The sequence below is a fragment of the Marinobacterium maritimum genome (genome assembly GCF_039523155.1).
Lineage (GTDB): Bacteria > Pseudomonadota > Gammaproteobacteria > Pseudomonadales > Balneatricaceae > Marinobacterium > Marinobacterium maritimum.
In genome coordinates, this window is record NZ_BAAAET010000001.1 from 33,250 (window position 1) to 55,087 (window position 21,838).

Here is a 21,838-nt window from a genome sequence, read left to right on the forward strand (position 1 = left end):
ATGAGGTACCGGATGCAGAACCGAGAAACTTGACTAAAGCCTGAACGCTGTATCGGTCAGGTGCGCTGGCTGCAAGCCAGTGCACTTGGCCACCGAGCCTCTACTGATGTGCTCTTGATCATGGGGAGCAGCAATCAGCCCCTTAAAGAAGTGGAGTAAAGATGACTTGCTGAATGCCAATAAGGCTGGAGCGGGTGAAGGGAATCGAACCCTCGTCTTAAGCTTGGGAAGCTTCTGCTCTACCATTGAGCTACACCCGCGAAGGACCCCAGACTACCACGATCAGGGCAGAGGTACAGCTTTTACGTTCGGCCGTACCGGTCCTCGAAACGTTCGATATCCTCTTCATCCAGCCGTTCACCGGACTGTACTTCCAGAATCAACAGGGCTTCATCGGTGGCATTCTGCAGCCGGTGCCGTTCGCCGCAAGCGATAAAGGTGGAAGCGTTGGCCTCCAGTTCGAAACATTGATCGCCTCGGGTGATCTGTGCGGTGCCGGACAGCACTATCCAGTGCTCGGTCCGGTGCTGATGACGTTGCAGCGACAGGGACTCGCCGGGCTTGATACTCAGCGTCTTGACCTTGAAACCCGGGCCTTCCGTCAGAATCTCATGCCATCCCCAGGGACGATAGGCCCGAGGGTGAAGTTTGAGCTCACGGCGCTGTTGTTCCCCCAGGCGGCGCAGCAGCGGAGCGAAACTGTCCATCTGATCGCGGTTGGCCAGCAGCAGAGCGTCCGGCGTGTCGACCACCAGCAGCCGGTCCAGCCCGACACCGGCGATCAGGCGCTGCTCGCCGAAGATTAGAGTATCCCGGCAGCTCTGCAGCAAGGTGTTGCCCTGGATTTGGCAGCCGTGTTCATCGGCCTGGTCGGCTTTCAGTTGGGCCAGCGCTTCCCAGCTGCCAAGGTCCTGCCAGTCGGCGGCGAGGCGGGTACAGTGGCGGCGTTGTTCATGCTCCAGCACGGCATAGTCGATCGAAATCGATGGTGACTGGCGAAAGGCATCGGGTTGAACCCGAATGAAATCCAGATCCCGCTGCCGCTGACCCCAGGCACGGCGACAGGTTTTCAGCAGTTCAGGCTGTTGTCGCTCGACCGCTTCAAGCCAGGTGTCCGCCCGGCACAGCAACAGGCCTGAGTTCCACAGGGCACCCGCTTGGATCAACTGGGCGGCTTTATCCACCGCCGGCTTTTCCACAAAGCGCTCCACCCGGCCGTCTTGTTGCGCGAGAATATAGCCGTAGCCGCTTTCGGGGTGGCTCGGCGTCAGGCCGAAGACACAGAAATCGCCTTGCTGCGCGGCGGACTTGGCCTCTTCTACGGCCTGCAGCAGCGCTTCCACTGGGGTGATGCGCTGGTCGGCGGGCAGGACCAGCAGCAGTTCGTCAGGCGTGTCTTCAATGCAGGCCAGGGCGGCTAGCGTCAGCGACGCGGCGGTGTTGCGACCTTCCGGCTCCAGAATGATCTGACCTTCAAGGCCGCTTTCCTGCAGCTGCTGAGCGAGCAGAAAGCGGTGCTCGTCCTGTCCGATCAACAGTGCGGGCCGTTGGCACAGCCGGGCTGCTCTGTGCAGGCACTGCTGCAGCAGGGAGGCCTCTCCGTCCAGGGTCAGGAACTGCTTGGGGTAATGCTGGCGGGAAAGGGGCCAGAGGCGGCTGCCGGTACCACCGGCCAGGATCACGGCTTGCATCGCGGGCTCGTATCTTTGCTGCAAAAGGGCGATTGTACTCCAGAATCAACTCGCTACGGGTGAGACAGCTGCACCGGGTCTGCTAACATGCGGCTAATACCTTGAAAAACTTGCCGTGAATTAAGAACCGATGACGCCTGAAATCCTGCTTCCTGCCCTTGTCGCCTCCTGCCTGGTTGCCCTGTCGGTCTGGGCCCTGACCCGCTGGCAAGCCTCCACCGCTTTGCAGCGGTTGCAGTCAGACAATGAGCAGCTGCAACGTCAGGCCGAACAGCTGCAGGACGAGGCCGATATGCTGCGTGACCAGAGCCTGTCTCTGCAGCAGGAGCAGGGCCAGTTGCAGGTGGAGCTGGGCCGGCTGCAGACCCGTGCCGAGGAGCGTGATCAGGCGCTGCAGCAGTACCAGAGCTGGTGGCAGCAGGAGCAGCAGCGCCATCAAGCGCTACAGGTCGAGTATCAGCAGCTGCAATCTGAACACAGCGCTTTGACCTCGCGTCGTGAGCAGCAGGAGCTGCATTTCCGTGAACAGCTACGTCAGCTGGAGCAGAGCCGCGAGCAGTTGAAGAAGGAGTTCGAGCAACTGGCCAGCGAGATCCTGGAGCGCAAGGGCAAGGCGTTCACCGAGATGAGCCAGAACAGCCTGAACCAGCTGCTCAACCCGATTCAGCACGAAATGAAAGGCTTCCGCGAGAAGGTGGAGCATATCCACCTGCGTGAGACCGAGCAGCGGGTGCAGCTGAGAACCGAGCTACAGAATCTGCAGCTGCTCAACAAGGCGATCACCGACCAGGCGGAAAAGCTGACCACAGCGCTGCAGGGGCAGAAGAAGGTGCAGGGCAACTGGGGCGAACTGATGCTGGAAAACGTGCTTGATAACGCCGGTCTTCGCCTGGGACAAGACTACAAGCGTGAAGTCAGCATCAATACTGAGGAGGGCCGCCAGCGCCCGGATGCCATCGTCTATCTGCCCGGTGACAAGCATCTGATCATCGACGCCAAGACCTCGCTGGCGGCCTACACCCGCTATGTCAACGCCGAGCAGGACAGCGAGCGACAGCAGGCACTGCGTGAACACGCCCGTGCTGTCTCCGACCGCATCAAGGAACTGGCCGAGCGGCGCTATGACCGTTTGCCGGGGCTGAACTCACCGGAGATCGTGATCATGTTCATCCCGGTTGAGTCCGCGTACGTGGAAGCGCTGAAGGCGGACGAGACGCTGTACCAGCGGGCGCTGGAGCAGAACGTGCTGGTGGCAACACCGACCACGCTGCTGACCAGCCTCAACATCGTGCGTCAGCTTTGGCGCTTCGAGGACCAGAGCCGTCATACTGCTGAACTGGCCGATCGGGCCGAAAAGTTCTACACCAAGCTCAACAGCTTCCTGACCAGCATGCAGGATGTGGGCAAGAAGCTGGATGGGGCTCGTACCAGCTATGACCGAGCCTTCGCTCAGCTCTATTCCGGGCGCGGCAACCTGATCAAGCAGGCGGCCGAATTCAAGGATCTGGGGGTGTCGGTACAGAAGGAACTGCCGGCCGAGCTGGTCGACAAGGCACGGCTGGAGCTGGATAGCGGCACCTGAGGTGCCCGGTTCAGGTAAAAGGAATATCAAGGACTCGCATGGAATTTATCAGGCAGCGTATCGAGCAGCAGGTGTTCAGCCTCACCGGGCTGTCGCTCAATCAGATCGATTACGAAAATCCCAAGGGAGACCCTGGCCTGTTCGGGCCTGACAGTATCTGCTGGAAAGTGCACGCTGACTTCCCATCCATGCTCTGTGGCGGGATCGGCGCGCTGATGCTGCAGATGCTGCACCCCTTGGCTTTGGCTGGCGTTTGGGACCACTCCAGCTTCCGACAGGACATGATTGGCCGTCTGCGCCGAACCAGCCAGTTCATCGCCGGCACTACCTTCGCTGCCACCGCTGATGCTCAGTGGCTGATTGAGCGCGTGCGTGAGATTCACAGCCATGTTCACGGCCATGCGCCGGATGGACGTGCCTATTCGGCCAATGATCCGGACCTGCTTACCTGGGTCCATGTGGCCGAGGTCAGAAGCTTCATGGCAGGCTATCTGCGTTATGGCGACCCCAATCTGAGTACAGGCGATCAGGATCGCTATTTCGACGAGGTTGCCTCTATCGCAGAGGCCCTGGGGGCCGAGAACGTCCCCCGCAACCGCCAGCAGATCGATGCGTATATTGAACGAATGCGGCCGCAACTCTGTTTCGACAGCCGGACGGAGGAGGTGCTGCAACTGTTGCTCGCCGCACCGGCCCCAAATCGACTGACCCAGCCGGTGGGCTATCTGATGGCCCGAGCCGGGCTTGATCTGTTACCGGAGTGGGGGCGGGAAATGGCCGGTGTCCGGCTCAGCCGGCCTCAGCGTTTGCTGATCCAGTCGGGTATGCAGCTGCTCGCCCCGACCCTGCGCTGGGCGCTCAGAAACGGCGTCTCAAGGCGCGCAAAGCGGCGCCTGGGGATGGAGTGAGCGAGACCGCTTGCGGGTCACATCAGGAGTCCAGTGCCTCGCTGATCCGCTTGGCCTTGCGCCGATTGAGCAGGTCCTTGGCGCTGACCAGAAAGATACCCAGCAGTACCAGGCTGCCACCAGCAACGAAATTCGCGGTCAGCACCTCATCCAGAATCAGCACGCCGAACACTACCCCCAGCAGCGGGGTGATGAAAACGAACGTAGCCATGCGCGAGGCCAGGTAGCGTTTAAGCAGCCAGAACCAGGTCAGGTAGCTGGCCAGTGCGATCAGTACCGCCTGGAACGCCATGTTGATGGTGGTTTCCGGTGTCCAGTTCATCGCGCCGTTGCCCATCAGGAAGGCGGCGCCGATCAGCAGCACAGCGGCTACGGCCATCTGATAGAACAGGGTTTTCACCGCTGGCGCTTCCGACAGCTTCGAGCCACGGATCACCACCGTGGTGAAGCCCCAGGTGGCACCGGCTGCCAGCGCATAGGCATCCCCCAGCAGACTGGTGCCCTCGCTGTTGCCCGAACCCAGGAAGGCGATGCAGACACCGATAAAGGCGAGGGCGATACCGCTCCACTGGCTGCGGCTCAGGCGTTCATCCGGATGGATAAAATGCATGCCCAGGGCGGTGAATATTGGCGAGGTGTAGAGAAAGACCACCATGTGCGAGGCGCTGGTGTGGACCAGCCCTTCGCCGACGAACAGGAATTCGACGCCGAACATCAGGCCGGCCAGCAGGCCCGCTTTCAGGGTGCCGTCACTGAACAGCTTCAGGCCTTCGCTGCGCAGCATCAGCAACAGCAGTACCGTGGCGGCAAACGCCGAGCGCAGACCGATCTGCAGTGTGGGTGCGATATCATTGGCGGCCAGTTTGATGGCGATCTGCTGGAACCCCCAGCCAAGGCAGAGTATCAGCAGAATGCTGATGGCAAAAAGGTCGAGATGGCGTCGTTGGGGGCTCATGTGCACTCCTGATGAGCGAATTATTAGAATGTAATCAAGGCTACATTTTATCCTGTTTGTTTGCAGCTGCTCGAGTGAAAAAAGTTGCTGCTGGGAGGCTCAAAAATGCTTTGTGCTTCATCTGATTAACACTATGATTCCGCTTTCAACTTTCTGGTGTACCTATGAATGAACTGCGTATCCTTTGATGCGTTTCGCACCCTTCACCTTCCTGATGTCCGCTACATTAAACCTGAACACATGTTCCGCCACCGCGCTGAAATCGAGGCGGCCGACTGGGTTCTCTTCCCGCAGTACTGGCAGGTCAACGCCTTGGTGTTTGGCCTGAAAAAACGGATCTTCCCGAGTCTGTCCTCCTACCTGATCGGGCATGACAAGGTGCAGATGACTCGTGCCTTCCATATGCTGGTGCCGAGCCATACGCCCTGGACACTGATTGAGCCCAATGACCCCCAGAATGCCGATCGGGTCTGGGATCAGATGGCACTGCCCTTTGTGGCCAAGATTCCCAAAAGCAGCATGGGGCAGGGCGTTTTCCTGATTGAAAATCGTGCGGGCTGGAACGCCTATCTGGCGCAGACACCGGTAATCTACACACAGGAGCTGTTACCGATCGACCGGGATCTGCGTCTGGTTGTGGTCGGCGGCCAACTGGTGGCCGGGTTCTGGCGTTGCCAGAGCCATAACGGCTTCCACAATAACCTGTCCCGGGGCGGCTCAGTGGATGCCGAGACGCCGCTGCCCCAGGCCGCCATCGATTTGGCCTTGAAGGTAGCGCAGGAGCTGGAGATTGACCATGCAGGCTTTGATGTGGCGATGGTGGACGGTTACCCCTACCTGCTAGAATTCAACCGTCTGTTTGGCAACACCGGCCTGCAGGGGTTGAGCCAGAAGGTGTCAGCGGCGATCCAGGCGCATCTGCAGGCGGCCAATGATCACGACGATGATGACGACGATCCCAAGGACCCGACACCGCCGTTGCCGATCGCGGTTTGATACTCTCGCGCCAGCCGCTGTGCCAGTGCCTGAGCGGCGCTGGTTACATCCTCGGATGCATTTTCACCCACCGCGGGTTTGCAAATACTGATACCCAGCAGCCGGAGTTTCGGCGGAAGCTGATCCAGCTGCTGTGCCAGTGCGAGGGTTTCACTCAGCCCGAAGCCGTGGCTGGAGCAGCTGTCGTGTTGTGCCAGCTGGAACAGGTTGAGCTTCAGCCAGCATCCGGGTGGATACTGCTCTGTGTAAATGGCGTCGATTAACGTCACACTGGCGTAGCCCTGCATCTGCTCGATCAGCGCTGGCCCCGGGCGATCCATATAGAGCAGTTGCAGCTGGAGTGGCAGGTCCATCTGGCGCATCTGCTCGATGACCAGCCAACCGGCCTGGTCGTCGCCAGAGGGCGATCCGACAGCCAGTACCAGGTGCTTTTGAGGTGGGTGTGTACTCACTTTTCATCCTTGATCAGTGTCAGGAAATGGGTCGCGCAAGAGATGCAGGGGTCGTAATTGCGGATCACCTGTTCGGCCCTGAGTCTCAGCGAATCTTCATCATTATCCAGCCCGAAGGCAGTCAGCGAACGGTGCAGGTCCGCTTCGATGCGAGCCTGATTCTGGCTGGTCGGCGGCACGATACGGGCGGCTTTGATCAATCCGTTCTCATCCAGTTGATAACGGTGCCAGAGCAGGCCGCGAGGCGCTTCGCTCATGCCGCAGCCGACACCCGATTCAAGTGGCAGCACGGTATAAGAAGCTTCCGGAGACTCGTACTCGTGCAGCAGCTGGATCGCTTCGTGCAGCGACAGTTCGATCTCCAGTGCTCGGGCGATCAGGCTGTGGAACATGTTGTTGGACGGCAGCTGCAGGCCGATCTCGCCGAAGCGTGCCTGCAGAAAATCGGGCAGCTGGGCGTGATTGATGTTCAGCCGCGCCAGCGGGCCGGTCAGGTAGGGCTGGCCGTCAAGATCGGACCAGAGTGCAGTGGAGTCCGGTTTGTGGGTTTCGTGAAAGTGCTGTTCGAACTGGTCGGCACTTAGAGTCAGTCCCGTGCTGGTGCGGATCTCGCCACACTCCATGGCGTAGCGGTCGGGGTGGTGCAGGGCGACACAGATGAATTCCTGAGGGTCATCCGGCAGCGGCAAGCCGGCACAGAACTGCGTCAGCTCACGAGCGTCATCCCTGGCCTCTTTGAGTTTTGCTACCAGCGTGGCGACCTCCTCGGGCGCCGGTGCATGGTGGAAGCCACCCAGCCGGGCACCGACCGGATGGACTGAGCGACCGCCGAACAGCCGGATCAGGGCGTTGCCAAGCCCCTGTAGTTTGAGCCCGCGCTTGACCTCATCCGGATACTGTTCGGCCATGGCGATGGCGTTGTCGAAACCGAGAAAATCGGGCAGCGCCAGCAGATGGATATGCAGAGAATGACTCTGCAGCCACTCGCCGCAGTAGAAGGCTCGTCGCATCTGTTGCACCCAGGGTGAAGCAGTCTGCTGTGACAGGGATTCGAGCGCACTGAGCGCGCTGATCTGGTAGGCCACCGGGCAGATGCCACAGATGCGGGCGACGATATCGACTACCTCTTTCGCTTCGCGGCCTTCCAGAAACTTCTCGAAATAGCGCGGTGGCTCGAAAATCGACAGACCCAGTTCAATCAGCTGGCCGTTACTGACCTCCAGCCTGAGTGAGCCCTCACCTTCAACGCGGGTCAGCGCTGGCACGTCGATGCGGATACGGCGGCTAGTCATCCTGATCTCCTGCCGGTTGATGTTGTACTGGCTGATCTTCCGCTGAAGTGCGGTAAAAGACTCGCCCGGTCTGCAAAAAGGCCGGCGCCTGGGAATTGATCAGCAGGAAGCGGCGGGCGATGGCATCGGTCAGCAGGCCGAGGCCGGCAAAGCGCCGGGCCAGGGTTTCGGTTTGGGCCGTTTCACTGGGGCCGTAGCAGCCATAGCAGTCGCGACCGAAGCGGGGGCAGAGGGCACCACAGCCGGTACGGGTGACCGGCCCCATACAGGGCACGCCCTGGGTGACCATCACGCAGACCGCCTGCTGGCGCTTGCACTCCAGGCAGACCCGGTCGCGGTCATCGACCGGCGCTACGCCGAACAGCAGGGCGCGGACCGCCGCCAGGACCTGAGCGCTGCTGACCGGGCAGCCCCAGAGTTCCAGATCTACCCTGACCTCGGCAGCGATCGGTCGTACATCCTTCAGCGTGTGGATAAATTCGGGACGGGCGTAGATGGCATCACGCCAGTCATCATGGCTGCTATCAAGATTGCGCAGTGCCTGCAGTCCGCCGCTGGTGGCACAGGCACCAATGCTGACCAGATAGCGACTGTTGGCGCGCACCTGGCGGATGCGCTCCTGTTCGTCCGGGGTCGACAGGCTGCCCTCGACAAAGGCGATATCCACAGGCGCAGCGACATCGCTCATGCCGGCTTCAAGAAAGTGCAGAATTTCTACCTGCTCGTTCAGCTGCAGCAGGGCTTCGCCCAGGTTGAGAAAGGCGAGCTGGCAGCCATCGCAGGAACTGAACTTGTGTACGGCGATACGCGGCCTGGTCTTCGGGCTGGTCATCAGGCTCTTCATTAAATGCCCTCCAGACCCAGGCGGTCACGCAACCGGGGGTAAGGCATCACCGGTCCGTCACGGCAGATGAAGTCGGCACCAAACTGGCAGTGACCGCAGTGACCGCTGGCACACTGCATGTTGCGCTCCATGCTGAGCCAGATCGCCTCGGCTGGTACCTGCTGGCGGATCAGCTGCTCGGCACTGGCCTGCATCATCGGTTCCGGGCCGCAGCAGCAGACCAGGGTCTGCTCGGGCTTGAGTGGTAACCGTTTGAGCAGTTCGGTGACCCGACCGCTGTACCAGGGCCAGCCGGGAGCGGCCACGTCGGCGGCCATCAGCACGGTGGTGTTCGGCTGCTGCGCCCAGTATTCGTAACGGCTGCGCCAGAGCAGGTCGGCAGAGTGCTTCACGCCCTGAATGATATGGATGTGGCCGTAACGTTCCCGATTGGCGAAGGCATGTTCGATAATCGATACCGCCGGCGCACAGCCAAGACCGCCGGTGACGACGCACAGATCCTGGCCTTCAGCCTGCTGTAGTGGCCAGCCGCGCCCAAAGGGGCCGCGCAGGCCGATGCGCTCTCCAGGCTCCAGTGCCGCCAGCGCCCGGCTGACCCGGCCTACGGCACGAATGGTGTGTTCCAGCACCGGTTGCCTCTGGTCATCCTCGCTGATCGCCTTGAACGAGATCGGAATCTCGCCCACGCCAAAGCGGTACAGCATATTGAACTGGCCGGGCTGGATGCCGAGGCGCCACTGCTGTTCTGGGTCGGTCAGCTTCAGCTGCAGAGTAAAGATATCGTCGGTTTCCTGAATTCGGTTCAGGATCAGTGCCTCGGTGGGCAGTGCCGGGTTACTCATTCTTTGTCCTCCCTGCCCAGCTGAGTCAGCACTTCCAACGGGTCGATCCCCACCGGGCACCAGCTGATGCAGCGACCACACCCGGTACATCCGCTGCGTCCATATTGCTCTACCCAGCTGCCGAACTTGTGGGTCAGCCACTGACGGTAACGTCCTTTGGTATCGGGGCGGAAGCGGTGACCGTGGATGTAACTGTGACCTTCGCTGAAACAGGAGTCCCACTGGCGCTGGTGGCTGGAGGCCGTGCCGTCCAACTCCGGCACTTCGCTCTCGCTGAAGCAGAAACAGCTGGGACACACCGAGGTGCAGTTGCCGCAGCTGAGGCAGGCGTCGGCGACGGCCTCCCAGGCCGGGTGCTGGCCCTGATGGATCAGCCGAGCCGGCTCGAATTCGGGCAATTGGCGTTGCTGTTGGCAAGCCTGCTGCTGTTGAGTTTCCGCCTGCTGGCGATGCTGCTCGGTTGCGGTTTCCAGTGGCAGTGCGTTTATCAGTGTCTGGCCGGCCGCGCTGCCGACGCGCAGCAGAAACCCTTCGTCCAGCTCGCTCAGGGCCAGGTCATATCCCGCTTTGGCATCGGGGCCGTCACCGGTGCTGGCGCAGAAGCAGGTATCGGCTGGGTGGGCGCAATCGACGGCGATCAACAGCAGGGAAGCGCGCCGTTTCTGGTAGTAGGGATCGTCTGCAAAGTGCCGGTCCTGCAACGCCAGGGCAGCCAGATCGCAGCCTCGCACGCCGATCACGGCGGTGGGGTCGGGTGAGGCTATCTCCTCATGGAAGCTGAGGCTGCCATCGGCGTTGAGTTCACTGTGCCAGAGGGTTTCGCGCGGGGCAAAGGTCAGCGGCTTCAGTGCCTGCGGGCCATTGGCCCAGCTGAACTGGCGTGGGTTGTCAGTTCGGATCAGACGGTACTGGCCGGGTTGCTGGATCTGTTCGATCCCGTTGGGCAGTTGCTCGGGATGTTGCAGCGGGCGGTAGAGAATAGCACCGTCCACGGCCTGGGGGCCGATCAGCAGGTAGCCCCGCTGCTTGAGCAGGTCAAACAGGGACGACAGGCGTGAACGTGGCAGGAAATCCGCAGCAGGCATGGGGCGTTTCCACTCGTTTTTTACCTTACGTTAGGTGCCGGGCGGTGAGAACACAAGTCCGGCTGGCTTATCGGCGACTGCAATGCGGTCACGCCCCTCCGCCTTGGCACTGTACATCGCCTGGTCAGCGGCCCGGATCAGGCTTTCGACACTGTCGGCATGCTGAGGATAGGCAGCCAGCCCGATGGAAACGGTCAGGTGGGGAAGAGGGTCTCCTGTGTGGGTATGTAGCTGCAGTGCACGTATACCCTGCACCAGGTCGCTGGCACGCTCCTGAGCATGAAACAGGCTGGCCTCGGGGAGTGCCAGAATGATCTCTTCACCGCCGAAACGGCAGGCGATATCACTTTCGCGGATCTGCTTGGTGATGAACGCGGCGATACCCTTCAGTGCCTCGTCGCCGGCCTCATGGCCCAGACTGTCGTTAAGCCGTTTGAAGTGGTCGATATCGATCAGCATCAGGCTGAGCGGGCGTCCGTGGCGGTCGCACCGGATCAGTTCTGGGCCAAGCCAGTTGTGCAGGTAGCGGCGGTTATAAAGGCCGGTCAGAGGGTCGTGGCTGGCTTCCTGCTTCAGTTGTTCCCTCAGCTGCAGGTTGGTCAGGGCCAGTGACAGGTGTTCGGACAGGATCTGCAGTACCGATCCAATGGCCGTATTGTCCGTCGGCTCGGGACCGAGCAGGATGACGCCAAGCAGCTTGCGCCCTGACTTGAGTGGGAGCACGCGATGAATGTTACGTATCCCCTCAGGGTCGTAGAGGGCCACCTGCTCCCAGTGCTCGGATTCTGCCGGCAATTCCAGGCTGGCGGCATAGTGTTCGCCAATCAGTGCAAAGCGTCCCCAGTGGGTCAGCACCTCGAGTCGACGATCCTGGGTAAAGCGGCAGAGCACACCTTCCAGCCGGGGTAACTGGCGCGGCAGGTATTCCGCCAGGGCGTTGATGATCTCCCGCGTCGAATTGGCCGAATGCAGGCGTGCATCCAGCTCTGCCATCAGGTTGAGCATCTGGTAGCGTTCCTGCAGTTCGGCCTGGACACTTTCGCGCTCCTTGATTTCGGCGCTGAGCTGGCGGTTGCTGCGGGTCAGCATCTGGTTGGACAGGGTCAGGCGCCGGGACCAGTAGCGGAACAGGTAGATGCCGAACAGGGCCATCGCCACCATCAGGATCAGCAATACGCTCATCAGGGCATCAACCGAATCTCGGACCATCTGCGCGATCGGCTGCCAGAGGCTGGGGTCGCGGCTGAAGGCGGCGGTCTCGATGGCGTTTTTGGTCAGGTTGGCGCTGAGCCAGGTAAATAGCATGGCCGTAGTGACCAGGGTTGCGGCGATGATCAGGGTCATGCGCAAGCCGTCGGCTGTGGAATAGCGGCGGCACCATAGCTGGGTGCTTTGCTGCCAGTCATGCATGCGGGTATAGGCCAGCCGCAGGATGGGCAGGACAACCAGCATGTTCTGCAGCAGGAAGCCCAGCCACCAGCCCTCCCAGATGGAGTAGAGGCTGGCAATATCGGCATGGGTGGCATGGCTCCAGATGAAGGCGCCGATGGAGCTGAGGACCGCCGCTGCGAAACTGATCAGGATGAACAGGACAAGGTTGCCCGGCCAGCGCAGGTCTGTCGACTGGGGTTGAGCCCGGTAGATCATGGCGATCAGTGCCAGCCCCAGCGGGTCTGAGCAGGCAAAGAGCAGGGCCCATTCGTAGGGCATGCCGTAGTGAGTAGCCAGCACGAAGGTGGTTAGCCAGGTCGGGATTGCGGCCCACCAGAAACCGAACCAGAACAGCCAGAACATGGCCAGTATCAGGGGCGGATAAAGCGTTACATGGAATGTGGCCGATCCCACCGATATCGGCAGGGCGCTCCAGTCGAACTCAACAGCCGCTAGGCCCAGTAGCACGGACGCCAGCCCGCTGACCAGCCAGAGCAGCAGAATCCGGTTACGCAGTTTAGGGTTGTGCCCGCCAAGCAGCTGCCCCAAATCCAGGTGGCCAGAAGTGCTGGCCGCCGGTGTTGCAAAAGAATCTGTCATGTAAACCGCTCATAAAAAGTACGGGGGCCTTTTTATGTATAGTGAAAACCTCACGGTTGAGCACCAGTTTACGTGATAAATGTTCCTTTTTGGCAACTTAATTCAGGGCTCTTCGGCCTCCATGCGGGACGCGCAGTAATGCCTGACAGTAGCCCCCTGCTGTTGGGCTACCGTCAGGTGGGGCGATGCTAGCCCACCAGGCGTTCGCTGGAGGGTGTCTCCGGCAGTGCCTGATCGAAGAAGCCTTCGGTGTAGATCATCTCCGCCTGGGCTCCCTGGGCCTTGACGGCGGCGATGCAGTCCTCGACAAACTCGGGGCTGCCGGCGATGTAGATGGCGTGTTTCGACAGGTCAGGATACTGCTTGGCGATCAGCTCCGGCAGACGACCGTGCAGCATGCCTTCCTTCTCTTCCCGGGTCAGTGTCGGCAGGAACTTGAAGCGGCGATGACGCGTGTTCCACAGCTCCAGCAGGCCGCGGCAGTAGATGTCGGCTTCAGTACGTGCCGAAAACATCAGGTGTACCGGCTGCTTGAAGCCGCGACGCAGGGCCGCATCGGTCAGGCTCAGGATCGGTGCCAGGCCGGTACCGGCAGCCAGGCAGAGCACGGGGCCATCGGTACTTGGGTCGCCAATGAAGGTGCCATAAGGGCCGGACAGGTTCACCATGCTGCCCGGGTGTACGTCCTGATGCACCCAGTTGCTGGTCTTGCCGTCGGGTACACGGGTGATCTGCAGCACGATTTCGCCATCGGGACGGGGCGCGTTGGCGATGGAGTAGGAGCGTGGTGTTACCGTCTTCTGGGTGTCGGTCAGACTGACGTACTGGCCGGGCCAGAAGCGGAGCGGTTCGCCGATCGGGCGCAGGCGAATCTCGGCGATGCGGTCGGTGCGCTCAATCCGGTCCACCACCATGCAGCGCACGTTCTCGCGTGGCGGGAACAGCTTGGGCTTGGCGTCGTCGGTGCCCCAGTCGATCTCCAGCACCTCGCCCAGCGGCTTGCACATGCACATCAGGCCGTAGCCTTCGGCACGCTCCTCCTGCGACAGGGCCATGTCCAGCACCATGCCCTGGTCGAAGTCGCCGTCCAGCACCTTGACCTTACACTCGCCACAGGCGCCGGCGCGGCAGTTGTTGGGCAGGGCGTAGCCGGCATTTTCCAGCGTTTCGAGTACGGTTTCACCGGTTTTGGCTTCGACTTCCTTGCCGGACGGGGATAAGCGGATCGTTGTCATGGGTACCTCCGGACACTGTATGGCAGTGACCCTGAAAAACTGAAATGGGACGGAAAAGCAGCCGGCCGGACCTGCCGGGCGGCTGCTGCCGGGATTATGCAGACAGCGATCAGAAGATCGGGATGATGTCCGCAGAGTCCAGATCGGCCTGGGTCACTTCCTCACCGGTGATATCCACTTCAGGGATCGCCGGGAACGGAGTGTCGTACTTGTCCAGTACCGCTTTCAGGTTCAGCATGGCGCTGCGCCAGTTGTCCAGCTTGTCCTCATAGCTCGGAATACCGAAACCGGCTTCGCGGGCGATCGCTTCGGCTTCACGCTGAGTGGCGATAAAGTCTTCCGGCAGGTCCCAGAACTCGGCCGGCGGCTCGAACAGCACGGCAGACAGGAACAGGTAACCGGCACGGATCTGCTTGGTGATGATCTTCTTGTCTTCGGCAGACAGGTTCGGATAGTCACGCTCCATCAGCGACAGGCAGATCGCCATGTGGCGGCCCTCGTCACGACCGATGTTCTTGAACGCTTCAGTGAACACCAGCTCTTCGCAGCTCTGTGACATCTGCTTGAAGATGGTCGCGGCTGCGATTTCGCCCATCAGGAAGGAGCTGAACAGGACCGCCAGGTTGTACTTGGGTACGGCCTGCTTGTAGCCGTTCCAGTAGCGGCCGCCGTTGTAATACAACCAGCGGGCGTTCTTCTGCAGGCGACGACCCAGTTCGGTCTTCGGCTCGTATTCCAGCGGGCTGGCGGATTCCAGCATCTTGGTGATCACCAGGCCACACATCTGCTCATGGTTCTGCTCGTCACGGGTGACGGAGAAGAAGCAGCGACGGATGGCGTCTTCCTCGTGATCTTCATAGGTCTTGATGAAGGCTTCAGCAAACACCGGCGGTGCAGACGCATCGAATACAGAGAGCAGAGTCCACCAGTAGGCGATCGCTTCACGTTCTTCCCAGCTGTAGCTGGAGACATCGAGGGTATCCCAGGGCAGGTCTTTCGGGTTCCAGGCTTCACGCAGGGATGCATCCCAGATCTCTTCCATCTTGGAGGTCTTGGTTTCCCAGCGCAGCGGGTAGATGTTTGGCTGCGGGGTTTCCGGCGGGAATTCCATGGTATTAGCGATTTTATCGTGCATGGAGCTTACCTCTGAATTGATGTGTTCTTGTTGTTGAAGACCACTAGAATCTAGGCGGACGTGATACATAAATCAAATTAAAAAATTGTGGTTTTGTATCGCTTTAAAGCTGGGCACGAATAATGCTAGATGTATTCTTCAGGCATTTAAAAACAGAGGGTTAGTCTTCAATTTCTGGCCTTTAAAAAGGCTTTTCGACGATGATCGAGGTGAGATTTAAGGCGGGTAAAGCGTGTGGGTATTTGACTGAGGTCAAAAAATAGACACCTGGAACAGGTTGGAAAACTGGGCGCAGGAGAGGGTAAAGAGCCTCCCGGAAGGGAGGCCTGAAGGAAGCTTAGCGGTTGGCGAAGTAGTCTGACAGACGTTGATAAAGAGGCAGACTGATGCAGTCGTTGGCCTTGTTAGCTGCAATCGGATGAGAGGCAAAACGGGCGATCACCAGCTCCTGGGCCGGGTCGATATACAGGCTCTGGCCGTGCACGCCGCGCGCCATGAAGGCCTGGTTCTCATTGCCGGTGACCCACCACATGCTGCGGAATGACCAGCTGGCCATGCTGTTATCCAGCGGCTCGGCAAAGGCCGGGTACTGGGCACCGCCACGGATATCGGCCACGACGTCCGGGTGCAGGATCTGCGCGTCACCAAAGCGACCGTTGTTGCGCATCAGCTCGCCGAAGCGGGCCAGGTCGCGAAGGCTGGCGTTGAGGCCGCCACCCGAGAAGGGCGTGCCGTATTCATCTACCTGGAACAGCGCGGCGCGTTCCATGCCGATCTTGCTCCAGATCTTCTCCTCCAGGTAATCCGCCACCGACATGCCGGTCACCCGCGCCACCAGCCAGCCGATCACCTCGGTATTGGCGGTGCGATAATGGAAGCCGGTGCCATGCTCGCCCTGTTTCTGCACCATCGGCAGGTACTCGTAATACCCGGTCGGTCCCTGATAGCCCTTGGGCTTGGGCAGCGGGTTACCGGCGGCGGAGAACATCCAGATCTCCGACTTGGGGTCCGCGTAGTTTTCGTCGAAGTCGATGCCGGTGGTCATATTGAGCACTTGCTTGACCGTTGCATCACCAAAGCCCGAGTCCTTGAGCTCCGGAATGTAGTGGCTGATCAGCTGGTTTTCGTCGATCTCGCCGCGCTTGATCAGGTCCAGCGCCAGGGTGCCGGTGACCGCCTTGGTCATCGACATCAGCAGGTGGCGGTCATAGTCCTTGAAACCATCGAAGTAGCGCTCGTATACCACCTTGCCCCGGTGCATGACCAGCAGACCATCGGTATAGGTTTCCCCCAGTGCCTGCTGCCAGTCGATCGCCTGTTCACGCCCCCAGGGAGTATAGGTCAGTTGCTCGATACCCTTGTCCAGGTCGTAATCCAGCGAAGCCGGCGGCGTGTTGCGTCGGCTGACCAGCGTGGTGGGCAGGAACTCGCCCATATGCGCCACGCTGTAGCGCAGCGCCGGAAAGCGGAAGAAGGAACCGTCTGCCAGCTTGACGCGGCGATCTGCAGGAGGGGGGCTGCCCTGCATCCAGCCCATCAGGTCGGCGGCGGATTCTGCCGCGGGCAGGAAGTTGCTCTCGACCGGTGGCTGACACTGGCTGGCGTGGGCCGATAATGTGGTAAAACCGAACAGGGCCGTCGCAAGGAGGCCGGGCTTGAAACAGGACATCTTGCCTCCTTGGATCAGAACGTGTTGGTGCGCACCATGGCGTCCATACCGCCATCGATGAACAGCACCGAGCCGTTTACAAAGGCGGACTTGTCGGACAGCAGGAAGCCGACGCCATCGGCGATCTCATCCGGCACGCCGGCACGGCCCATCGGCGCGACAAAGTTCTTCACCGCTTCGCCGAAGCGGGCATCGTCCAGTGAGGCCTTGTGCAGCGGGGTTTCCACGGCGCCGGGGGCGATGATGTTCAGACGCAGGCCGCGCTTGCCCCACTCAACGGATTTGCGACGGCCATACACGGTCACGGCGTATTTGGAGGCGGCATAGGCGGCCGACGGGTTCTCGCTCTGTTCGGCCATCTGCAGTGCCTTGGCTTCGTCATTCTCCAGCATGGCCGCGGCCATGGGGTGAGGGGTGGCGACCATGTGACTGCCGGCGACGGAGCCGATGATCACGGCCTTGCCGTTGCACCCGGCGGTCAGGGCATCTTCCAGACCGTCCAGATATTCAGTCACGCCAAAGTAGTTTACGCCGAGAATCAGGCCGATGGACGGTGCGGTGACGCCCACGCCGGCGCAGGCCACGACAGCATCCAGACGGTTGTTACAGGCCTCCAATGTCTGCGCAATCGCCGCCTGACGCCCTTCGGCCGTGGACAGGTCGGCATTGACATCGGCATTGCGCAGATCAACGCGAATCAGGGTATGGCCGGCGGCTTCAAGATGCTGGCATACGGCGGCACCGATACCTGAAGCGGCACCGGTTACGGCGATAGTGGACATGTGGCGTTCCTCGTTGTTATTGGTTTTTGCATTTGGCGCTTTTGACTATGTAAGTGATGCGCCGGTGCTGCTTCGTCTGTTCAGACTATAGCGCCTTCAACTTCCTGTTCTGCGGATATCGATTTTGCTTGCTGAGCCCGGGAGGGCGCTCTGCAGCAGCAACATGGCGGCAAAGGTACTGACGCAGCCCAGCAGTAATGAATAGCGCAGAGACTCGGTACCCAGCGTTGCAGCCATCAGGTCACTGAGAGCCCCCACCGCAAGCGGGCCTACCCCCACTCCGAACAGCGTCACCAGGACGGTTTGACAGGCCATGGCGACGGCTCGGCTGTCGGGGGAGACCAGTCGCGTGATCATGCTGAAACAGGGGCCCACCCACCAGACGGCAAAAAAGCCGTTCAGCGCACACCAGATCATGGCTGTCGGGATCTGATGGTTGAACAGCATCAGGGTGCTGTCGGCGGGCCAGAGCAGGTAGGCGGTCATCGCGATGATGCCGATGCCATGGCCCAACTGCGGAATCAGCAACTGCCAGCGTGGGTGGGCGCTGATCAACCGGTCGGTGAACCAGCCGCTGAACAGCATGCCCAGCGCCGCTGAACCGCCACCAATGAAACCGGCCAGAATACCCGCCTGCTGCAGGTCCAGCCCATGAGAACGTACCAGAAAGGTGGCGTTCCACATGCCATAGGCGTTTGCGCCCAGCGTACTCATGCCGGCCGCGAAAATCAGGTAGCGGTAGGGACGCAGTGCCCAGAGCGATTTCAGCGTCGCCAGCAGGGACAGGGGCACTTGTTGCTCAGTCTGCGGGTGATCCCAGGTACCCCGAGCCGGCTCACGAACCAGCAAAATGACCAGCGCTATCAGGCTGGTTGGAACTGCAACGGCAATAAAGCCGGTGCGCCAGCCATACTGCTCTATCAACCAGGCTCCGGCACTCATGGCGACGATCACGGCCAGTGTCGGGGCAGTGCTGAAGCAGCTGATGGCAAAGGCTCGTCGGTGGGGAGGGTAAAGGTCGGCGATCATTGAAATTGCGCTGGGTGTGATGGCGGATTCGCCAATGGCGACCAGCATTCGGGCCATGACCAGAACCACAAAGCCGGTGGCGAACCCACAGAGCATGGTGGTTGCGCTCCAGATCAGGGCGCTGGCCGCCAGCACATGGGTTCGCTTCAAACGGTCGGCCAGACGGCCGGCGCCCAGCCCAAAGAGGGCGTAGACACCGGCAAAGGCCAGCCCTGATACCAGCCCCATCGCGGTATCGCTGGCGTCAAACTCCAGCTTGATCGGCTCGATCATGACCGCCATGATCTGGCGGCCAATAAAAGTGTTGGAATACAGCAGGGCCAGCAGGAGCAGTAATCCGTGGCGACGCCAGGCCGGAGCGATAGCAGTGGGGTCAAGCATCGTCATGAACAGGCTCCTTGCTTGCCAGGTCAAATCCGTGGGTCAGATCAGGCCCTTCTCTTTCGCCATGGTCAGCGCCAGGTCCTCGATCATGTCTTCCTGACCGCCGACGGTGCCGCGGCGGCCCAGTTCGACCAGGATGTCACGGGCCTGGATGCCGTACTTCTTCTCCGCACGCTGAGCAAACAGCAGGAAGGATGAGTAGACGCCGGCGTAGCCCAGGATCAGCGCATCGCGATCGACGCGGATCGGCTGGTCCATGATCGGGAACACCCGGTCTTCGGCCACATCCATGATCTTGTACAGGTCGATACCGGTCTCGACGCCCATGCGATCCAGCACGGCACAGAACACTTCCAGTGGCGTGTTGCCGGCACCGGCCCCCAGGCCGGCCACAGAACCGTCAACGCGGGATGCACCGGCCTCGATCGCCGCCAACGAGTTGGCGATACCCATGCCCAGGTTGTGGTGGCCATGGAAGCCCACTTCCACGTTGGTCGGCAGTTCGGCACGCAGCAGGCCGATCTTGGCGCTGACTTCATCCGGCAGCATGTAGCCCGCGGAGTCAGTGGCGTAGATGCAGTTGGCGCCGTAGCTGACCATCAGCTTGGCCTGCTCCAGGATTTTCTCCGGGCTGACCATGTGCGCCATCATCAGGAAGCCGACGGTGTCCATCTCCATTTTGGCGGCCATGCCGATGTGCTGTTCAGATACATCGGCTTCGGTGCAGTGCGTCGCCACACGGATGGTGGACACACCCAGATCCTTGGCCATCTTCAGATGATCGACGGTACCGATCCCCGGCAGCAGCAGGGCGGAGACCCTGGCGTTCTTCATCTTCGGAATGACGGCACCCAAGTACTCCTCATCGCTGTGCGCCGGGAAACCGTAGTTCACCGAGGTGCCGCCGAGGCCGTCGCCGTGGGTGACTTCGATCAGCGGCATGCCGGCTTCATCCAGACCGGTGGCGATGTTGACCATTTCATCCAGGCTGATCTGGTGACGCTTGGCGTGCATGCCGTCACGCAGGCTCATGTCGTGCAGCGTGACTTTCTTACCGTTCAGATTCATGTGTCTTTCCTCCGTTAGCCACGCTCAGGCAGATTGATGCTGCCGTTGGATACTTCTTCGGCGAACATCTCGGCGGTACGCAGACCGGCCGCGGTCATGATGTCCAGGTTGCCGGCGTACTTGGGCAGGAAGTCGCCCAGGCCTTCCACTTCCATGAAGCAAGTCACGCGGTTGCCGTCGAAGATCGGGCCGTTCACCAGGCGGTAGCCCGGCACGTATTTCTGCACGTCCTTCACCATGGCCTGCACGGATTCGGTGATGGCGGCCTGATCCGGCTCACCTTCGGTCAGGCAGTGGATGGTGTCACGCATGATCAACGGCGGCTCGGCCGGGTTAATCACGATGATCGCCTTGCCTTTCCTGGCGCCGCCGACCTTCTCAACGGCACCGGCGGTGGTACGGGTGAACTCATCGATGTTCTGGCGTGTACCCGGACCGACTGAACGAGACGAAACGGTCGCGATGATCTCGCCGTATTCCACCGGCTGTACGCGGGAGACCGCCGCCACCATCGGGATGGTCGCCTGGCCACCGCAGGTCACCATGTTGACGTTCATCTCCAGGTTCTTGGCATGGTCAGCCAGGTTCACCGGCGGTACGCAGTAGGGACCGATGGCGGCCGGGGTCAGGTCGATCATGATCACGCCCAGCTCGTTCAGCTTGCGACTGTTCTCGGCATGGACATAGGCAGAAGTGGCATCGAAGGCGACGCGGATATCGTCTTCGATGACGTGTTCCAGCAGGCCATCGACACCGGTTGAGCAGGTCTTGATGCCCATCTCGGCGGCGCGCTTGAGGCCTTCAGATTCGGGGTCGATACCGACCATCCACACCGGCTCGATCCACTCGGAGCGTTGCATCTTCATCAGCAGATCCGTGCCGATGTTACCCGGGCCAATGATGGCCGCTTTCAGTTTTTTGGACATAGTCAGTTCCACATGTGCTTTTTTGGTAGCCCTATCGCTTGCAAGGCAAGCTCCTACAAGGGCAGGCTCCTACAAACGCTGGATGTAGGAGCCTGCCTGCAGGCGATCAATCGACGGTTATTCCACAAAGCGGATCGAGCAGCTGCCCAGCCCTTCGGCGGTCAGGCTGAAATGGTCACCGGCTGTGGCCGGGATCAACGGCGCCAAGGCACCGGACAGGATGATCTCGCCCTTGCGGAAGGGGATGCCGTACTCGCCCAGAGTGTTGGCCAGCCAGGCGACGGCCTCGGCCGGATGCCCCTGCACGGCTGAGCCCAGGCCGGAGCCGGCCGGCTCGCCGTTCTTCTCGATCTGCATCGCTACGGCGGCCAGATCCAGAGTGTTCGGGTCGGTATGGGTGTCGCCGATGACGAAGACGCCGCAGGAGGCGTTGTCGGCCACGGTATCGACGATGCTGATGCGCCAGTCATCGATACGGGAGTCGACGATCTCGAAGCAGGGCGCCACCCACTCGGTGGCGGCCAGTACATCTTCGGCGGTGACGCCGGGGCCGGTCAGGTCCGCCTTCAGGCAGAAGGCGATCTCACCCTCGGCGCGGGGCTGGATCAGGCCCGTTTCAGACAGGCTGACTTCGGCGCCGTCGGCAAAGTGCATGCGATCGGTCAGGAAGCCGAAGTCAGGCTGATGCACGTTGAGCATCTCCTGCACCGCTTTCGAGGTGACACCAATCTTCTTGCCGATCACCCGCTCGCCATCGGCCTCACGCAGTTTCAGCGTCTGCAGCGAGATATGGTAGGCATCGTCGATGCTCAACTCAGGATAGCGCTCGACCAGTGGCGACAGGGTGCAGCCTTCCTTCAGCGCGATATGCAGCTCGCTGCCCAGCTGATTTATAAGGGGTGAGTTGATCAGGGATGTGTTCATCTTTGTCT

19 protein-coding genes and 1 tRNA gene are annotated in these 21,838 nt (G+C 60.8%); 3 read left to right on the forward strand and 17 right to left on the reverse strand.

Annotated features, from left to right (window positions below):
- Window positions 1-186: 186 nt before the first annotated feature.
- Together ABD013_RS00160 and ABD013_RS00165 are read right to left on the reverse strand one after the other, a co-directional pair.
- Window positions 187-260, reverse strand: a tRNA-Gly gene (locus tag ABD013_RS00160).
- Between the two features lie 42 nt (window positions 261-302).
- On the reverse strand, window positions 303-1,691 hold the full coding sequence (locus ABD013_RS00165) for a mannose-1-phosphate guanylyltransferase/mannose-6-phosphate isomerase (protein WP_343800435.1): 1,389 nt from the start codon (window positions 1,689-1,691) through the stop codon (window positions 303-305).
- A gap of 130 nt (window positions 1,692-1,821) precedes the next feature.
- On the opposite strand from ABD013_RS00165, the gene ABD013_RS00170 reads away from it, so the two are divergent.
- Together ABD013_RS00170 and ABD013_RS00175 are read left to right on the forward strand one after the other, a co-directional pair.
- Window positions 1,822-3,273 carry a DNA recombination protein RmuC gene (locus ABD013_RS00170; RefSeq protein ID WP_343800438.1) on the forward strand — a complete coding sequence of 484 codons (1,452 nt, stop codon included), beginning with the start codon at window positions 1,822-1,824 and terminating at the stop codon, window positions 3,271-3,273.
- A gap of 38 nt (window positions 3,274-3,311) precedes the next feature.
- Window positions 3,312-4,181, forward strand: a complete 870-nt coding sequence (locus tag ABD013_RS00175; protein WP_343800441.1) for an oxygenase MpaB family protein — start codon at window positions 3,312-3,314, stop codon at window positions 4,179-4,181.
- Window positions 4,182-4,203: 22 nt separating this feature from the next.
- On the opposite strand, the gene ABD013_RS00180 is transcribed toward ABD013_RS00175, so the two are convergent.
- Window positions 4,204-5,136, reverse strand: coding sequence for a DMT family transporter (locus tag ABD013_RS00180; protein ID WP_343800445.1), 933 nt, complete (start codon window positions 5,134-5,136; stop codon window positions 4,204-4,206).
- Between the two features lie 168 nt (window positions 5,137-5,304).
- On the opposite strand from ABD013_RS00180, the gene ABD013_RS00185 reads away from it, so the two are divergent.
- Entirely contained in the window at window positions 5,305-6,132 is an 828-nt protein-coding gene (locus ABD013_RS00185) for an ATP-grasp domain-containing protein (RefSeq protein WP_343800448.1), read from the forward strand.
- Here the strand turns inward: ABD013_RS00185 and ABD013_RS00190 are convergent.
- The 14 genes from ABD013_RS00190 to ABD013_RS00255 all read right to left on the reverse strand — a co-directional run bounded on the left by ABD013_RS00190 (window position 6,072) and on the right by ABD013_RS00255 (window position 21,830).
- A complete protein-coding gene (locus ABD013_RS00190) occupies window positions 6,072-6,584 on the reverse strand; it encodes a hydrogenase maturation protease (protein ID WP_343800451.1) in 513 nt (170 codons plus the stop codon). The genes ABD013_RS00185 and ABD013_RS00190 overlap by 61 nt on opposite strands.
- Window positions 6,581-7,876, reverse strand: a complete 1,296-nt coding sequence (locus tag ABD013_RS00195; RefSeq protein WP_343800454.1) for a Ni/Fe hydrogenase subunit alpha — start codon at window positions 7,874-7,876, stop codon at window positions 6,581-6,583. Before ABD013_RS00195 ends, ABD013_RS00190 begins: the two co-directional genes overlap by 4 nt.
- Window positions 7,869-8,720, reverse strand: a complete 852-nt coding sequence (locus ABD013_RS00200; RefSeq protein ID WP_343800456.1) for an NADH-quinone oxidoreductase subunit B family protein — start codon at window positions 8,718-8,720, stop codon at window positions 7,869-7,871. The genes ABD013_RS00195 and ABD013_RS00200 overlap by 8 nt, the downstream gene beginning before the upstream one ends.
- The gene (locus ABD013_RS00205; RefSeq protein WP_343800461.1) at window positions 8,720-9,562 is read right to left on the reverse strand and encodes an FAD/NAD(P)-binding protein; all 843 of its coding nucleotides are present in this window, start codon (window positions 9,560-9,562) and stop codon (window positions 8,720-8,722) included. The genes ABD013_RS00200 and ABD013_RS00205 overlap by 1 nt, the downstream gene beginning before the upstream one ends.
- A complete protein-coding gene (locus tag ABD013_RS00210) occupies window positions 9,559-10,647 on the reverse strand; it encodes a 4Fe-4S dicluster domain-containing protein (RefSeq protein WP_343800464.1) in 1,089 nt (362 codons plus the stop codon). Before ABD013_RS00210 ends, ABD013_RS00205 begins: the two co-directional genes overlap by 4 nt.
- A gap of 30 nt (window positions 10,648-10,677) precedes the next feature.
- Window positions 10,678-12,678 carry a sensor domain-containing diguanylate cyclase gene (locus ABD013_RS00215; RefSeq protein ID WP_343800467.1) on the reverse strand — a complete coding sequence of 667 codons (2,001 nt, stop codon included), beginning with the start codon at window positions 12,676-12,678 and terminating at the stop codon, window positions 10,678-10,680.
- A 188-nt stretch (window positions 12,679-12,866) separates the two neighbouring features.
- Entirely contained in the window at window positions 12,867-13,913 is a 1,047-nt protein-coding gene (locus tag ABD013_RS00220; RefSeq protein WP_343800470.1) for a 2Fe-2S iron-sulfur cluster-binding protein, read from the reverse strand.
- A gap of 109 nt (window positions 13,914-14,022) precedes the next feature.
- Complete coding sequence (locus ABD013_RS00225) at window positions 14,023-15,048, reverse strand: hypothetical protein (RefSeq protein ID WP_343800473.1); 1,026 nt, start codon at window positions 15,046-15,048, stop codon at window positions 14,023-14,025.
- Between the two features lie 337 nt (window positions 15,049-15,385).
- The gene (locus ABD013_RS00230; protein ID WP_343800476.1) at window positions 15,386-16,717 is read right to left on the reverse strand and encodes a serine hydrolase domain-containing protein; all 1,332 of its coding nucleotides are present in this window, start codon (window positions 16,715-16,717) and stop codon (window positions 15,386-15,388) included.
- Between the two features lie 14 nt (window positions 16,718-16,731).
- Complete coding sequence (locus tag ABD013_RS00235; protein ID WP_343800478.1) at window positions 16,732-17,499, reverse strand: SDR family oxidoreductase; 768 nt, start codon at window positions 17,497-17,499, stop codon at window positions 16,732-16,734.
- 96 nt (window positions 17,500-17,595) lie between these two features.
- Window positions 17,596-18,915 (reverse strand): MFS transporter, encoded by a 1,320-nt coding sequence (locus ABD013_RS00240; protein ID WP_343800482.1) that lies wholly within the window; start codon window positions 18,913-18,915, stop codon window positions 17,596-17,598.
- A 36-nt stretch (window positions 18,916-18,951) separates the two neighbouring features.
- Window positions 18,952-19,980 (reverse strand): 4-hydroxy-2-oxovalerate aldolase, encoded by a 1,029-nt coding sequence (gene dmpG, locus ABD013_RS00245; protein WP_343800485.1) that lies wholly within the window; start codon window positions 19,978-19,980, stop codon window positions 18,952-18,954.
- Window positions 19,981-19,994: 14 nt separating this feature from the next.
- A complete protein-coding gene (locus ABD013_RS00250) occupies window positions 19,995-20,906 on the reverse strand; it encodes an acetaldehyde dehydrogenase (acetylating) (RefSeq protein WP_343800489.1) in 912 nt (303 codons plus the stop codon).
- A gap of 117 nt (window positions 20,907-21,023) precedes the next feature.
- On the reverse strand, window positions 21,024-21,830 hold the full coding sequence (locus ABD013_RS00255; RefSeq protein ID WP_343800492.1) for a fumarylacetoacetate hydrolase family protein: 807 nt from the start codon (window positions 21,828-21,830) through the stop codon (window positions 21,024-21,026).
- Window positions 21,831-21,838: the final 8 nt, after the last annotated feature.

What these genes read in the sequence shown, in the direction of transcription:
- ABD013_RS00230 (WP_343800476.1), bottom strand. Translation starts at nt 16,717, where the DNA reads ATGTCCTGTTTCAAGCCCGGCCTCCTTGCGACGGCCCTGTTCGGTTTT.
- ABD013_RS00225 (WP_343800473.1), bottom strand. Translation starts at nt 15,048, where the DNA reads ATGCACGATAAAATCGCTAATACCATGGAATTCCCGCCGGAAACCCCG.
- ABD013_RS00200 (WP_343800456.1), bottom strand. Translation starts at nt 8,720, where the DNA reads ATGAAGAGCCTGATGACCAGCCCGAAGACCAGGCCGCGTATCGCCGTA.
- ABD013_RS00175 (WP_343800441.1), top strand. Translation starts at nt 3,312, where the DNA reads ATGGAATTTATCAGGCAGCGTATCGAGCAGCAGGTGTTCAGCCTCACC.
- ABD013_RS00250 (WP_343800489.1), bottom strand. Translation starts at nt 20,906, where the DNA reads ATGTCCAAAAAACTGAAAGCGGCCATCATTGGCCCGGGTAACATCGGC.
- ABD013_RS00180 (WP_343800445.1), bottom strand. Translation starts at nt 5,136, where the DNA reads ATGAGCCCCCAACGACGCCATCTCGACCTTTTTGCCATCAGCATTCTG.
- ABD013_RS00185 (WP_343800448.1), top strand. Translation starts at nt 5,305, where the DNA reads ATGAACTGCGTATCCTTTGATGCGTTTCGCACCCTTCACCTTCCTGAT.
- ABD013_RS00215 (WP_343800467.1), bottom strand. Translation starts at nt 12,678, where the DNA reads ATGACAGATTCTTTTGCAACACCGGCGGCCAGCACTTCTGGCCACCTG.
- ABD013_RS00240 (WP_343800482.1), bottom strand. Translation starts at nt 18,915, where the DNA reads ATGACGATGCTTGACCCCACTGCTATCGCTCCGGCCTGGCGTCGCCAC.
- ABD013_RS00255 (WP_343800492.1), bottom strand. Translation starts at nt 21,830, where the DNA reads ATGAACACATCCCTGATCAACTCACCCCTTATAAATCAGCTGGGCAGC.
- ABD013_RS00195 (WP_343800454.1), bottom strand. Translation starts at nt 7,876, where the DNA reads ATGACTAGCCGCCGTATCCGCATCGACGTGCCAGCGCTGACCCGCGTT.
- ABD013_RS00170 (WP_343800438.1), top strand. Translation starts at nt 1,822, where the DNA reads ATGACGCCTGAAATCCTGCTTCCTGCCCTTGTCGCCTCCTGCCTGGTT.
- ABD013_RS00220 (WP_343800470.1), bottom strand. Translation starts at nt 13,913, where the DNA reads ATGACAACGATCCGCTTATCCCCGTCCGGCAAGGAAGTCGAAGCCAAA.
- ABD013_RS00235 (WP_343800478.1), bottom strand. Translation starts at nt 17,499, where the DNA reads ATGTCCACTATCGCCGTAACCGGTGCCGCTTCAGGTATCGGTGCCGCC.
- ABD013_RS00205 (WP_343800461.1), bottom strand. Translation starts at nt 9,562, where the DNA reads ATGAGTAACCCGGCACTGCCCACCGAGGCACTGATCCTGAACCGAATT.
- dmpG (WP_343800485.1), bottom strand. Translation starts at nt 19,980, where the DNA reads ATGAATCTGAACGGTAAGAAAGTCACGCTGCACGACATGAGCCTGCGT.
- ABD013_RS00210 (WP_343800464.1), bottom strand. Translation starts at nt 10,647, where the DNA reads ATGCCTGCTGCGGATTTCCTGCCACGTTCACGCCTGTCGTCCCTGTTT.
- ABD013_RS00165 (WP_343800435.1), bottom strand. Translation starts at nt 1,691, where the DNA reads ATGCAAGCCGTGATCCTGGCCGGTGGTACCGGCAGCCGCCTCTGGCCC.